Source organism: Echinicola soli (assembly GCF_006575665.1).
In the GTDB taxonomy this organism is placed as follows: domain Bacteria; phylum Bacteroidota; class Bacteroidia; order Cytophagales; family Cyclobacteriaceae; genus Echinicola; species Echinicola soli.
On the sequence record NZ_CP041253.1, the window covers coordinates 2,843,069 to 2,857,274 of the forward strand.

The 14,206-nt window shown below is 44.5% G+C and carries 10 protein-coding genes; 6 read left to right on the top strand and 4 right to left on the bottom strand.

Going from position 1 to position 14,206, the window contains the following annotated elements; translation table 11 throughout:
* Positions 1-10: 10 nt before the first annotated feature.
* From FKX85_RS11405 to FKX85_RS11420, 4 genes are all read right to left on the bottom strand, one after another.
* A complete protein-coding gene (locus FKX85_RS11405) occupies positions 11-724 on the bottom strand; it encodes a hypothetical protein (protein ID WP_141614853.1) in 714 nt (237 codons plus the stop codon).
* Positions 725-818: 94 nt separating this feature from the next.
* The gene (locus FKX85_RS11410; protein WP_141614854.1) at positions 819-1,517 is read right to left on the bottom strand and encodes a DUF3592 domain-containing protein; all 699 of its coding nucleotides are present in this window, start codon (positions 1,515-1,517) and stop codon (positions 819-821) included.
* 76 nt (positions 1,518-1,593) lie between these two features.
* Positions 1,594-2,727, bottom strand: coding sequence for a hypothetical protein (locus FKX85_RS11415; protein WP_141614855.1), 1,134 nt, complete (start codon positions 2,725-2,727; stop codon positions 1,594-1,596).
* A 21-nt stretch (positions 2,728-2,748) separates the two neighbouring features.
* The gene (locus FKX85_RS11420) at positions 2,749-3,075 is read right to left on the bottom strand and encodes a DUF4870 domain-containing protein (RefSeq protein WP_141614856.1); all 327 of its coding nucleotides are present in this window, start codon (positions 3,073-3,075) and stop codon (positions 2,749-2,751) included.
* Positions 3,076-3,259: 184 nt separating this feature from the next.
* Here FKX85_RS11420 and FKX85_RS11425 point away from each other — a divergent pair, with 184 nt between their 5' ends.
* The 6 genes from FKX85_RS11425 (at position 3,260) to FKX85_RS11450 (ending at position 14,199) form a co-directional block, all read left to right on the top strand.
* Positions 3,260-5,143 (top strand): transcriptional regulator, encoded by a 1,884-nt coding sequence (locus FKX85_RS11425; RefSeq protein ID WP_168196249.1) that lies wholly within the window; start codon positions 3,260-3,262, stop codon positions 5,141-5,143.
* Positions 5,144-5,257: 114 nt separating this feature from the next.
* Complete coding sequence (locus FKX85_RS11430; protein ID WP_141614858.1) at positions 5,258-5,878, top strand: zinc-ribbon domain-containing protein; 621 nt, start codon at positions 5,258-5,260, stop codon at positions 5,876-5,878.
* A gap of 353 nt (positions 5,879-6,231) precedes the next feature.
* Positions 6,232-8,634, top strand: coding sequence for a glycoside hydrolase family 3 N-terminal domain-containing protein (locus FKX85_RS11435; protein WP_210416842.1), 2,403 nt, complete (start codon positions 6,232-6,234; stop codon positions 8,632-8,634).
* A gap of 8 nt (positions 8,635-8,642) precedes the next feature.
* A complete protein-coding gene (locus FKX85_RS11440; RefSeq protein ID WP_141614859.1) occupies positions 8,643-9,266 on the top strand; it encodes an RNA polymerase sigma factor in 624 nt (207 codons plus the stop codon).
* A gap of 390 nt (positions 9,267-9,656) precedes the next feature.
* On the top strand, positions 9,657-10,703 hold the full coding sequence (locus tag FKX85_RS11445) for a FecR family protein (protein WP_141614860.1): 1,047 nt from the start codon (positions 9,657-9,659) through the stop codon (positions 10,701-10,703).
* Between the two features lie 157 nt (positions 10,704-10,860).
* Positions 10,861-14,199, top strand: coding sequence for a TonB-dependent receptor (locus FKX85_RS11450; protein ID WP_210416843.1), 3,339 nt, complete (start codon positions 10,861-10,863; stop codon positions 14,197-14,199).
* Positions 14,200-14,206: the final 7 nt, after the last annotated feature.

Genomic DNA, 14,206 nt, shown 5'->3' on the forward strand with positions numbered 1-14,206 from the left:
TACATCATTTTTATTCGTTTTTCTTTTCAGAAAATGAAATCTCTATAAGCCCGTCCCCAGAGGCAAATGATTTATGGTAAGCTCCCAGTTCCTTTGCTTTGACTGCCATACTTTCCTTTTCAAAACCGTTGCTGTTTAGCTGTTCTTTCGGCTTGGCAGTATCACTCATTTCTACGCTTTTGGCAATGTAATAGGTGCCGTTTTCGACTTTTACCACTTTAAACCAGCCAAATCCTCCTTCACTTCCTATAAAGTTGCCTTTTTCTTTATATACCCTGTACTTTCCAAAGTAAACATCGCCTTCTGATACAGTAGCTTTTACGGCCATTTCCTGTTGATGTTTTTTTGCTTTGGCCGGTGCCTGTATGCCTTCATAAACCAGATAACCCAACGTGCCAAATGCCAGTAAGAGGAATAACCAACCGACAATGGTTATTTTAAAGATTCCTTTTTGCGGTGGTATTTTCCCCAGCTCCTGTTGGGCGAAGGCTTTCATTTCATTGGTCCACTTTCTGTTTGGAATACGTATTCCATGCGCTGCCCGGTTGCTGGCAGGTGTTTCTAAGTATTGGGGATAGACCTTTTTATTCCTTGTTATAGAAAACACCGTTCTACCCTCTCGCTGAAATAAGTTGAGCACCATTGGGCCGCCAGCGCTTTTGGGGTTTTCCAAATGGTTGGCATCTATTTGTCTAATACTGATTTCTTCTATTCTGATCCACATAAGTTGCTGTTTTTTTCAGTTATTCATCATGATTATGAAATCTCATTTTGGAATGCGGTTGAAGTTGGTCTGGATGATGCTCATCTTTGTTTTTTCACCCTCCATACTTCGGCAAAAAAGAAACATCCATATAATATTTTTTCGGATTGTCCCAACCAATAAACACCTTGATGTTTTTTTGATCGATAAATTGGGAAGGGTCAAACCACAGGCTATTGCTTTTAAAAACATGGACCTCCGATGTGGTAGGATCCTGCCATTGGGACAGAATACGAAATGGATGTCTGCCATTTACCGTAAGTGAAGTATCAAGGATCACACCTTGAAAGGCAGTGTCTATGGAGTTTCCATTGCGCCTTAACCATTTATCGGTGTTGCTCTTGCGCTTTACAGAAAATATAATACCGCCACCGACAAGGAAAAATACCATGCCGATACCACCAACAATGACAACCATGCCCCAAAGAGAAAAGAAGCCTTCTATCTTCGCTTCATTCGGGTTGGATTCAGGATATAATACGGTTACGTTTTCTCCCTTGCTATAAGCAGGAGGACTACTGGCCGTGGATGAGTGGAATATGACATTATTTCCTCCTTTGTCCTCAAACTGTATTACCGGTCGGTATAGGGTCGTGCCATCTGAATAGCTGGATTGAAAGGCTATAACTGTCCCATCTGTTTTCATCGCTTCATCCAGCCAATCGTTGGTGCTTTGGTAACTCATGAAAGCAACGACGAGCAATGCCATCCCTATCGTGGCGAAGACTACAGAAATAATTTTTATTGTTCCCATTATTCTTTCTTTTATGCATTGATCTGAAAAGGATAGAGGAAATAAATCTTCTCAGTGGATTTCTGCAAGTGTAAGTTTATAGATGCTTGCGAATCTTTATGTTTTTTAATATGCCATGGACGTGGGTCTTTGCTACTTGGTCGGTTTTGGGGTATCCATAATTAATTTCCAGGTACTTGCCGGGGCCATAATAGGCGAAAGCCTTTCCTTCTATCGTTTCTCTATCTTGCTGCTCTTCATAGTACACCGTTTGTCCGTTTTTTTGATAGGAAAGCAGCTGTTTATGTTCAGTAATAAACGCTTTTTGGTCAAGCGCTGTCTCTTTCAAAACTGTAAACAGTGCTACTTTGCCATTTGGCGCTTCATAACTGAAGTAATAATCGCCTTTAACGATCTTTCCGGCAAGCTGGAAAGGAGTGTCCTTGACTTTGAGATAGACCTTATTCAATGTCGATTCCTTATCCATGTAGATTCCCATAAAAAGATTTTTCCAAAACGTATCCCGTGTGCCTTTAGCCTTCAGCTGCTGTTCCGATGCATTCTTCCACTCCGGGATATGGAGCTCCAGCTTTTCATTGACTGCCTTTAATTTGGCCAAGGTGGCTACTGTATCAGTAGAATTAAGTGGTACAGCCACTTCAAAAACCAGTTTGCCTTTTTGATAAAATCCAAGGAGATAGCGCTTGTCCAATGTCTGCGCCCAATAGAGGCCGGTTTTGTAATAAGCCGTTTGAGCAAAGACCTGTGTTTCCAATAAGCTGGCGCTATAGGTTGTGACGGCACTTATTCCATCAAAGACCGGATTCCCCATTTCACTATAATGATAATCCAGAAAAACTTCTTCGTGATCATACAGTAATGTAGCGTTTACAAAAAGATCTCCCCATTGTGGGTCTTGGTACAAAACGGTTTCTTGCTGGTAAATAGGGTTGTCGGAATGGTTATAGAAATTTTCCAGCTCCCCAACGGCACTTTTATAGCGTGCCATAAAAGGGAAAACCTGTTTTGCATTGGTAAGTACTGTCCTGTCTTTGTCCGTTTGGGCGAGCTCATTGGAAAAGGGGGCTTGACGGAGCCATTTACCAAGATCTTTTCCGGTCAGCTGGACGATTTCTTCTTCCCAGACAAACTCCCTGCTTCCCTCAGTGTTACACCCCGCCAATACCGCCCATAACAGGAGTAGATATAAAATGGTTGTTCCTGGCCGCATAGTAGGTTTGTTAGATGATCCTTAAAAATTAAACTTGCCTTCAAAAAATTTTCCAATCAAAGGTACCGGGTTACGGGCTTCATTGGCAGCGGCGATAATGCCAAAGATGAGTAAAACAAGTGGGACTATTCCCACAAAGGAAAGGATGCCGCCCAGGGAAGGGACTACGCTAATGATGATTCCAAGTGCAATATTTAGGATAACGGCAAAAATGAACACCCCTAAACCCTGTTCAAGATGATAGGAAGCCAGTTTGCTTTTTTCGGTAGTTCCCTTATGTTGAAAATAAGCGACGATCCATCCGATAATGGTAATGTACGATACGATTGAGATAGTTTTAGCATTCATAAAGAAATGATTTTAAGGTTTTTGATTGATTAATAACTTCTGAAGCAAAGGTAGAGGGGGAAGCAAGTGGAAGCAATTTTTACGCACATATACCGCGACTACATGGTGTATGATAAGCGTCTACAAAGCGTCTACTAAAACCTTGTTTTTGGTTATAAGTGATGAATTGTCCTATCTTTATTACATGAAAAGAATAATATTCACCAGTTTTTTTATCTTTTTTACGGTGTTGCTTTGGTCAGAAGGTATGCAGGCCCAATCTGTAAAAATCGACTCATTGAAAGCAATCATGGTCAGCTCCGGAGTTGCAAATGGAGATCGTATAGAAGCCATGGAGCAGTTGTCCCGGATTTTGATAGCCCAAAACGAATTGGATGAGGCGCTGGAGATTACCAGAGAAGCACAGCAGCTCAGCCATAGGGAAGAAGACGGGAAGTACGGTGCGTTGGTCCAGTCGACCTTAAGTTATCTGTATGCCCAACAAGACAGCCTCAGACTTGCTTTTCAGGCTTTGGACAGTGCCGAATGGTATGTCGACCGTACGACGGATAAAGCCATAAAAGGCCGTATCATGCACCGGAGAGGCTGGTTGGAATATATCGTGGAAAATACAGATAAAGCTTATCAAAGTATGCTGGAGGCGCTTCGTTTGTTGGAGGGGGAGGATACCTATGTTTACCAAAGCAATATTTACCACTTTCTAGCCGCAATATATGCCCATTGGAAGAAGCCGGAAAAGCAGCTGTATTATACCCGGCTTTGTCTGAATGCTGCCCTGAAAAGCAATGATCCGGACGCCATTACCAATGCTTACCTTAGCATGGGAAGCAGTACGCTCAACCGCTTTCGAAAAGATCAGTCCAGGAAAGAACTGCTGGATTCTTCCGCATATTTCAATAAACTGGTCATCAAGCTGACGGATTCCCTTCAGCAGCGCCTTGTCGTAAAGAGCACCGGGGGAATTGCCGCCTTGAATATGGCGAATCTCTATTTGGAATTTTATCCGGCCTCTTATCAAGACAGCGCCAAAGTTTACCTCAAAAGGGCCCTTTCTATCGGGAAAGCAACCAATCATCCTGAAATCATAGGAAACAGTTATGGGATATTAAGTGAATTTGCCCTGAGGGAAGGTGATTATGGGCGGGCTGATAACCTTTTGCAGATGGCATTGAGAGAGATATCGGCCAGTCCCAAGAGCGGTACATTGATCAAGTCCCGTATCAGCAATGCTCTGGCCAGGGTGGCTGAAAAAAAAGGAAACCATAAGCAAGCGCTGGACTATTACAAACAATATGTGCAGTTTGACAAAGCCTTGTTTGATGAGGAAAAACTTGCCATTACGCAAAAACTCGAAGCCCAGTTCCAATCAGAAAAACGGGAACTGGCCCTTTCGGCAGCTATGCAGGAAGCTGCCTTTACCAAACAGCTGAACCGCTTTTATATTTTGCTGATCATTGCCGGGGCAATCGCTTTGTTTTTCTTGTTCCGCTCTTATCATTTCAGGCTGAAAACTTCCCAACAACGGCAACTGCTGCTTACTGGCCAAAAACACGAAGCGGAGCTTCAGGCCAGCCTTAAGGCCGAGGAGACCGCCAGATTACAGACAGAACGCGAGTTAATGCAGGAACGTTTGGACAGACTTGAGAAGGAACTCCTTGCCGGTACTTTGCAAGTGGAAGAAAAAAATGCTCTCCTTCAAAATCTCCGTGAAAAGCTCAATACCCTGGACGGTAATGATCCGCTACACCGGCAAATCAACCGCTTGATTTCGGAAAATCATCAAATAGACAAAGGCTATGACGAAATTAAGGTGGAATTTGCTGAAATACGGCCTGAGTTTATTGCCGGACTTCAGCAAAAAGCAGAAAACAAATTGACCCGGCTCGATTTGAAATACTGCGCCTATATATTAATGGGATTGACCAATAAGGAGGTAGCTTCTAAGCTGAATGTAGCACCCAAAAGTATTCGAATGGCACATTATAGGATCAAACAGAAACTGAAACTTGAAAAGGAGGAAAACCTCGATCGGTTTATCAGAGAATTAGGAGAAAAATCAGTATTGTAGGTGCATTGTAGATGCTCTAATGCCTGCCCTGTAGTCGATTTGTGACGGGGATTTTTACCTTAATAAAAGATTCCTGTTTTAATTTTGGCTTTATAAACTAACCTTATAACAGCTATGATTATTTTCGGAACAGGCACTTCCCATTTAGGCGCAAAGAGAGTCAGCGGTACATGTTCCCACTGTGGAACAAACCATCAAATGATCCTGCACATTTATCAACGTTATTTTGATGTTTTTTGGATACCGGTTTTCCCCGTAGGCAAAACCGGGGTATGTGAATGTCAACACTGTAAATATACGTTACGGAAAGGAGAAATGCCCGAAACCCTCCGCCAGGAATATCAAGAAGCCAAAGCCCAATTCAGAACACCTTTCTGGAGTTTTGCGGGACTGGTCATCGTGGCCGGATTGATGATCTTTGCCGGGATTATGGGAGCCCAGGATAGCAAGCAGGAAGCGGCTTTTATCCAAAATCCACAAAAAGGGGATGTATATGAAGTGAAATTGTCTCCAAACCAATACACGCTTTTCAAGGTGGTGGATGTACACGGTAATACGGCTTCCCTGCAAAGGCATGCTTACGAGACTGATAAAGTCACAGCAATGGGGAAACTAAAGGAAATGGGAGATACGGCTTATTTCCAGGGAGTAGAAAAACTTACTAAAGTGGAACTTTTGGAAATGTATGAACGTGGGAAAATCATTGATATCGATAGGCTGGTAAAGGGAGATTAGGCTGGATGGTCAGGAAGGAAAATGATAACCAAAAAGCGTTAACTAAATTTAGGATATGACACACCTTAGCATCTTGTCATGGCTCCAAGGAGATATTGCCTGATCCCATATTCACCGAGCGTGTTGTTGTGTTTAGGTTAATTAATCGTTTTAGCGAGATGATGTATCATTGGGATATTAAATAATGATCTTTTGAATACTTTGTATTGGTGCTAGTCAATTTTCGTTTAGCTGTGTTTGTTTGAGTTGTGTTAATATTTTTAATTTTATGGTTTTACTTTTTTAAAAAAATAACTAAATAGAACGCTCGTTATCAAGTCACCCCCCTGCAAATAATTAAATCACCATTATTTATGTTTAGATCTTTTAGCATGTCATCGTTTAAGAAATCCCAGGTCTTGCTGTTTTTATGGCTGGGAGCAATCTTTTGTGCTTTTGGACAGGATAATAAAGGCACACCGCTGTATAAGCAGTCAGCCGCCCCCACGGCACAACGCGTGGAAGACTTGCTAGGCAGGATGACACTGGAGGAAAAAGTGGGACAGCTTTCTACCTTACTCGGATGGAAGATGTACGAAAAAGAGGGAGAACATGTAGCCGTCAGTAAGGCCTTCGAAGAAGCGGTTCAGCAACGGCATATCGGCATGCTGTGGGCTACTTTACGCGCTGATCCCTGGACACAAAAGACCTTGACGACTGGATTGAATCCCAAACAAGCCGCTGAGGCAACCAATGCGATGCAGCGTTATGTAATGGAGCATACGCGCTTGGGCATTCCCATGATGTTGGCCGAAGAATGTCCCCATGGGCACATGGCCATTGGGACTACTGTTTTTCCTACTTCCATTGGACAGGCTAGTACGTGGAACCCAGATTTGATCCAAGAGATGGCTGCGGCAATTGCGTTAGAGGCAAGGCTGCAAGGCGGACATATTGGTTATGGCCCGGTGCTGGACCTGGCCAGGGAGCCAAGGTGGTCACGGGTGGAAGAAACCTATGGGGAAGATCCATATGTCAATAGCCAAATGGGGATCGCTATGGTGAGGGGATTCCAGGGAGAAGATATAGCTTCCGGCAAAAATGTGATTTCCACGCTGAAGCATTTTACAGCCTACGGCGTGCCTGAAGGAGGGCATAATGGCACCAGTGTGAGTGTAGGCCAACGTGAATTGCACGAGAGTTATTTGCCTCCGTTCAAAGCGGCTGTAGAAGCAGGAGCTCTATCAGTAATGACCGCATATAATTCCATCGATGGCATTCCCTGTACTTCGAATGGGTATTTATTAAATCATGTTTTAAGAGATGAGTGGGGGTTTGATGGTTTTGTGGTTTCTGATTTGGGAAGTATCAGTGGTCTTAAAGGCAGTCACCATGTAGCGGCTACCTCAGAGGAGGCCGCCAGTCTAGCGATCAATGCCGGGGTGGACTCGGATTTGGGCGGTTATGGTTTTGATAAGTATTTATTGGAAGCAGTAAAATCCGGAGAGGTTTCACAAGAAGTTTTGGATGTAGCGGTAAAAAGAGTGTTGAAGATGAAATTTGATATGGGGCTGTTTGAAAATCCCTATGTCGATCCTGCTAAAGCGGCCAAGCAAGTGCGTTCCCGTAATCATGTGGCCCTGGCCAGAAAGGTGTCACGTGAGGGTGTGGTACTCTTAAAGAACAAGGACCATGTTTTGCCCCTAAGTAAATCCCTGAAAAGCATAGCCGTGATAGGTCCTAATGCAAATAATACTTACAACCAGCTGGGAGACTATACTGCTCCCCAGCCGGATGAAAATGTGGTAACCGTATTGGAGGGGATTCAGGCAAAGGTAAGTAAGGATGTTCAGGTCAATTATATCAAAGGCTGCGCTATTCGTGATACCACCCAAAGCCAAATAGCTGAAGCAGCTTCGCTGGCGGCGCAGTCTGATGTGGCCGTAGTGGTTCTGGGTGGATCGAGTGCGAGGGACTTTGACACGGAATATGAAGAAACGGCTGCGGCCAAGGTGAATGAAGCAGCAGAAGGGGAGTTGATCAGCGATATGGAGAGCGGAGAAGGGTTTGACCGTATGACCTTGGATTTGCTGGGAGACCAGCTTAAGCTTTTGGAAGCTGTACAAAAAACAGGCACTCCTGTGGTGCTGGTATTGATCAAAGGCCGCCCACTCAATCTAAACTGGGCTGCTGATAATGTTCCCGCTATTCTGGATGCTTGGTATCCAGGCCAAGAGGGCGGAAGCGCCATTGCTGATGTGCTTTTTGGGGATTACAATCCCTCTGGAAGGTTGACCATTTCAGTGCCAAGGTCCGTTGGGCAATTGCCAGTGTTTTATAATTATAGAAATCCCAAGCGACATGATTATGTGGAAGGAAGTGCTGAACCATTATATGCATTTGGCCATGGCTTGAGCTATGCGGATTTTGAATATGCTCACCTGAAAATCGCTGCATCTGGAAATGCCCGATCTCCTGAGGTAGCAGTGCATTTTGAAGTAAAAAACATCAGTAATGTCGATGGCGAGGAAGTGGTGCAATTGTATGTAAAGGATTTGGCAAGCAGCACGGTAAGACCACTTATGGCATTGAGAGGGTTTGAAAAGGTAATGGTTCCGGCCGGGGAGTCAAGGGAAATCCAGTTTACCTTGAATGAAGAGGATCTGCAAGTTATGGGGCAGGAAAAGAGCTGGTTAGTGGAGCCAGGGAACTTTCAGGTATTGGTCGGGCGTTCATCCGGGGATATCCGGCTGGAAGGAAATTTCGTATTGGAGTAATTTGTTCGATGGGGGTAAGCAAGAATTTTAATGTTTGGTCAGACCGGGAACTTTGGGAATCCATCGCTTCGGGGGATCAGCTTGCCTTTTCGCATTTGTATGAAAAATCTGCCAATGCCCTTTTTGGCTATGGTCATAAGTTCTGTAATGATAAACGTTTGATAGAAGATGTGATCCAGGATGTCTTCGTTATATTGTGGGAAAAGCGACAGCAGCTAACCATCAACCGTTCCATTAAATTTTACCTTTTTCGCATCTTCAGGAGAGAAATGATGCACAGGTTGCAGGGTACAAAATATATTCGCCAGGGGCTGGACAATTTTTCGGAAGAGTCCTCATGGGAAGTGTCCATTCAGGAATTGCTCATCCAGCGTCAGATGTCCATCGATTCGGACAGACATGTCCGTGAATCCCTCAAGGTACTCACCAAGCGACAGCGAGAAGCTATTTACTTGAGGTATATTGAAGGACTCAGCTACGAGGAGATTTCTTCATTAATGGATGTAAAAGTGCCTTATCTTTATAATGTGGTCTTAAAGGGGTTAAAATCCCTAAAGGAATATTTTGTAACCAATGGCATCGTGAATATCCCCAGTCTTATACTGCTGTTGCTTTTTTGGAAAAGAGATTGAGGAAATTAGGGGTCAAGTGAAAAAGGTGAGGGGCTTAGGGTTGGTTCCGATAGCACGCAGATGGGGCAGATCAATAAGATTTGCGCTGATTTTTTTATGCTGGAGCACGCATTCCTATTACTAAATTAAAGCGAAATTTACCAAAGTCACCTATAAATCTCTCATCCCCCAGAAATATTGCATGGTCCAAAATTAGAGGTTTAGTGACCATCGTCAAGTTGAAGAGATCAAATCACTATGACACAGCGTGTTTGGGCGCTACACATGAGTAGCATTATCTATCAATAGCTCCCGTGCAAAAGTCAAGGTTAAAAAAACATTATTTTTTTTTTATGAAAACAGTGAGATCGTAATTTTTTAGCCCTCTATATAAATAAAGCACAAAAGCTGTTGGGGAAAAAATATCAAGATATCGCTGATTTTTTAGAAGATCACACCTTTCGAGACTGGGTAATGCATGAAGGTAGTGTGTACCGTCAGAAGTGGGAGGCTTTTCTGGCAGATCATCCAGAGATGAAACCAGAAGTCGAAATGGCAAGGACGGTGATATTGGAGCTGTCACGAGATCAGATGGGCTGGGACAAAAAAGGAAAGGCAAGCACTAAAAAGGCCGTTCTGACAAGAATCAACGCCCCATCCACTCGACCCAAGCAAACCATTTCTCCGAAAAGGATGAGCAGCTTTACTTGGACTAAAGTGGCCGTGGTGGCAATTTTATTGCTAGGAGTAGGCGCAGTGGCGTGGTTTGGCCAGCAGGCAAGCATCCCCACTAAAGTAGCGCAAGAACCTGAATGGGTCGTTAGGGTTAATCATGCAGGCCAAAAATCCATTGTACACCTTCCAGATGGGAGTAAAGTGGTCTTAAATGCTTCCAGTACCATTCGTTATCGTCAGGATTTCGGAAAGATGGATAGGGGATTGCACTTGGCAGGAGAGGCATTTTTTGAGGTGAAAAAGGACACAAACAAACCATTCAAGGTGATTACGGGAGCAATAACCACCACTGCCCTGGGTACCTCTTTCAGTATTACGGCATTTGAGGATTCGTACCCGTCAATCAAACTGGCTACAGGGGTCGTGGAGATAAATCAGCAAAGCAAAGAAAAGGATGGTCGGCTTAGGCTTGTCCCTGGCGAAGAAGCTTTTATGACAGCAGATAATGTTCTGGAAAAGCGACAGTTTGATCCTTCCATTGCATTTCTGTGGAAGGACGGGATCCTGTATTTTAATAGGACTCCTTTTAGCGAGGTAATAGAGACACTCGAGCGTTGGTATGCGGTGGATATTGCTGTTCACCATCTCCCTGGTGAAACACAGCCGCTGGTCTCGGGCAGATTTGATAATGACCATTTGGACAATGTGCTCACCAGTATTGGGTATAGTCTCCGGTTCTCTCACGAGATAGATCAGAAAAAAGTAACGATAGATTTTCAATAACCCTAAAAAGATGCCAATGACAAAAATTTGATTGTTACGATAAGAGCCAATGAAGGAAACCTCCATTGGCTCGGTGGGATGAATAGTGTTTTGGCGGACGACTACTCATCCTCAATGTTTTAAGCAAACCATTTATGTACCTAAAACAATTCAATTTATGAAAAATATATTACATGGTCTTATTATGATCGGAAAATACTATTTGTATGGATTTGTGCTGCAGCTGCTGTTTTTGAACCTGCTGCATGCCATGCCTACAAAAGCCCAGGGATCATTGGACATGCAGAAGGTCATAGTGAGCCTTCAAGTGGAAAATGAACCCCTATCAAGTGTGTTTCGCCACGTAGAGGAACAGTCAGAATTCGTTTTCGTCTATGATGACCAGCTGGAAGCGGCTGTCGGAAACGTAAGCCTTCAGGTAGGCAATAAAACCCTGGAAGAAGCCCTCTATCAGTTGGCAGCAGAAAATGGGCTTTCTTTCAAACAGGTAAACAATCGCATTAGTGTCAAGAAAAATTCTCCGGAGCAACCAGCAGTATTGGAAGTGGTGCGTGAGGATAAAGTGACAGGTACTGTGCTGGATGATACCGGCTACCCTCTTCCCGGAGCTACGGTTTTGGTAAAAGGTACGACCAATGGTACGGTGACCAATTTGGATGGGAAGTATGAAATCAATGTAAACGAGGGTGATGTGATCGTCTTTTCGTTTGTTGGTTTTGCCAGCCAGGAAGTCCCCTATACAGGCCAAACCAAAATCGATATCACCATGGCTGCTGATGAAACCGCTCTAGATGAGGTGGTAGTGGTAGGTTATGGTACCCAGAAAAAGGTGAATCTTACCGGTGCAGTATCGGCAGTGGACAGTGAAGAGGTGTCGAGGAAGCCTGTGGGGCAAGTGTCCTCAGCACTTCAAGGTGTGGCTCCGGGCTTGACCGTAACCCAAAGAAGCGGCCAGCCTGGTGCAGATCAAGGAACCATACGTATTCGTGGTATTGGCACCTTGAGCAGTAATGACCCCTTGGTGCTGGTGGATGGTGTCCAGTATGACATCAATGATGTGGATGCCAATGATATAGCGTCCATTTCAGTTCTAAAGGATGCGGCAGCGGCCTCTATTTACGGTGTACGTGCCGCCAATGGAGTGGTGCTGATTACGACCAAAAGAGGAAAAGACGGCAAGCCAAAGGTTAACTACAATAATTATTTTGGTGTCCAAGAGCCTACACGGATGAGCGAGTTTGTCGGGGCGCAGGATTTTATGAGATTGGCTAATACCATGTACACCAATTCGGGAGCAGGTGCTATTTACTCGGATGATCAAATTGCTGCATACAATGACCCCAACAGGGATCGATTGGCTTATCCTGATAATTACTGGTTGGACAAGGTGCTGACGGGATCAGGCTTTCAGCAAAGCCATAGTTTGGCGATTTCCGGTGGGAGCGAAAATGTCAATTATCGTTTTTCTACCAATTATTTTGACCAACAAGGGTTGATTGAAAACATGAACTTTGACCGATTGACGGTGCGTTTGAACACCGATATCAAAGTTTCCGAGAAAGTAAACTTCAATGCGGACATCTCCGCTAATATCTCTGACCGGGAAGAACCGCAAGGAGTTTCCGGTTCGGCCTGGTACCAGTTTGGACAAGCGGCCATTATCAATCCCATCACCCCTGATCGATATGCCAATGGCGAATGGGCAGTGATCCGTGGAGGCCAAAATCCACTAAGACTACAAGAAGAAGGGGGGATTTATGGTTATAAGGAAAACTTATTTACCGGTAATTTTCAGGCAGATTATGAAATCATTGAAGGGTTAAAGCTGACTGGAAAGGCATCCATTAACTACCGTTCGGATTATACCAGTCTTCATGATAAGGGGCTGGACTATTTTCCACCGGAAGGCTCTACAGTGACCATTGGCCGTAACGAGATTACCAAGCAATCTACCGATTATTGGTTCCGGAACTTCCAAGGGTTGGTCAATTATACCAAAAACTTTGGAGAGGACCATAGTCTTCACGTCCTGGGCGGTATTTCCAGTTTGACCCAGACCAATGATATCTTGAGCGGTTACCGCGTAAACCTGGCCACTGGAGATTTGGAACAGATCGATGCCGGAGCCGAGAGCGGTCAGGAAACTTCCGGTACAGCGGATGAGTATGCTTTACTTTCCTTCTTTGGCCGGGTAAATTACGCGTTTAAGGACAAATATTTATTGGAAGCCAATATCCGCCGTGATGGCTCCAGCCGTTTTGCCAATGGGCAGAAGTGGGGCGTGTTCCCTTCATTTTCTGTCGGCTGGAGGATTTCTCAGGAGTCTTTTATGAAAGATATTTCCTTTATCGATGACCTGAAGCTAAGAGGTTCTTGGGGGGTGCTGGGAAATGACAATATCGGGGGCAATTATCCTTACCAGACCAGTTACAACCTAAACAGTTATCCTTTTGGAGCAGATAGACAGCTGTATCCAACAGCCGGTTTGTCCAGGTATCCCAATGATATCTTGAGCTGGGAGACTACCAAGATGGCCGATGTGGGATTTGACCTGTCCATCTTGGAAGGGAAGTTCGATTTTACCTTTGACTATTATGTAAAAAACACGGAAGATATTCTGTACACTCTCCCCATTCCAGGCACCGTAGGCCTTCCTGCTCCTTCTCAGAATGTGGGGAGCATGCGAAACAAAGGCTGGGAGTTTACTGCCAACTACCATGGCCAAGCAGGAAATGACTTTACCTTTGACATCGGTGCCAATATCGCTGATGTAAAGAATGAGGTGACTTATTTTGGTGATGCCGATTACCTCACTACAGACAATAACGATATCACCACCGCTTACCGTGTAGGATATCCCCTTGGGGCTTTTTACGGTTATATTGCTGACGGGATCTTCCAGTCTGCCGATGAAGTGGCCAATAATCCTTCCCAGCCAGGTTCTCCCGCAGCCGGAGACCTGAATTACCGAGATGTAAATGGAGATGGTGTGGTCAATGCCGATGACAGGGTGTATTTGGGAAGTGATATCCCAAGGTATACCTATGGCCTGAACCTCAGCGCAAATTACAAGCAGTTTAGTTTGACAGCCTTCTTCCAGGGCGTAGCCAAAGTGGACATCAACACACTGGTGCTGATGCGCGCGCCGACCAGTACAGATGGGAACTTCCGTCCTGATCATTTGGACAGTTGGACACCTGAAAATACAGGTGCATCCTTCCCTAGGCTTACCACTTCGGAGAGGAATTATCAATCCTCCAGCTACTGGGTAGAGAGCGGTGCTTATGTGCGACTGAAAACCCTGCAACTGAACTATAATCTGCCTTCAAGCTTTCTTGATGCAGCCAAGATTTCCAGGGCAAGACTTTTTGTGACCGGGCAAAACCTATTTACACTATCAGGACTGGCCAGTGACATTGATCCGGAAGCACCGAATGATAACCGTTATTATCCGCAGGTGAAGACCTATACCGTCGGTTTAAGTGTTGAATTTTAAGCAGTAG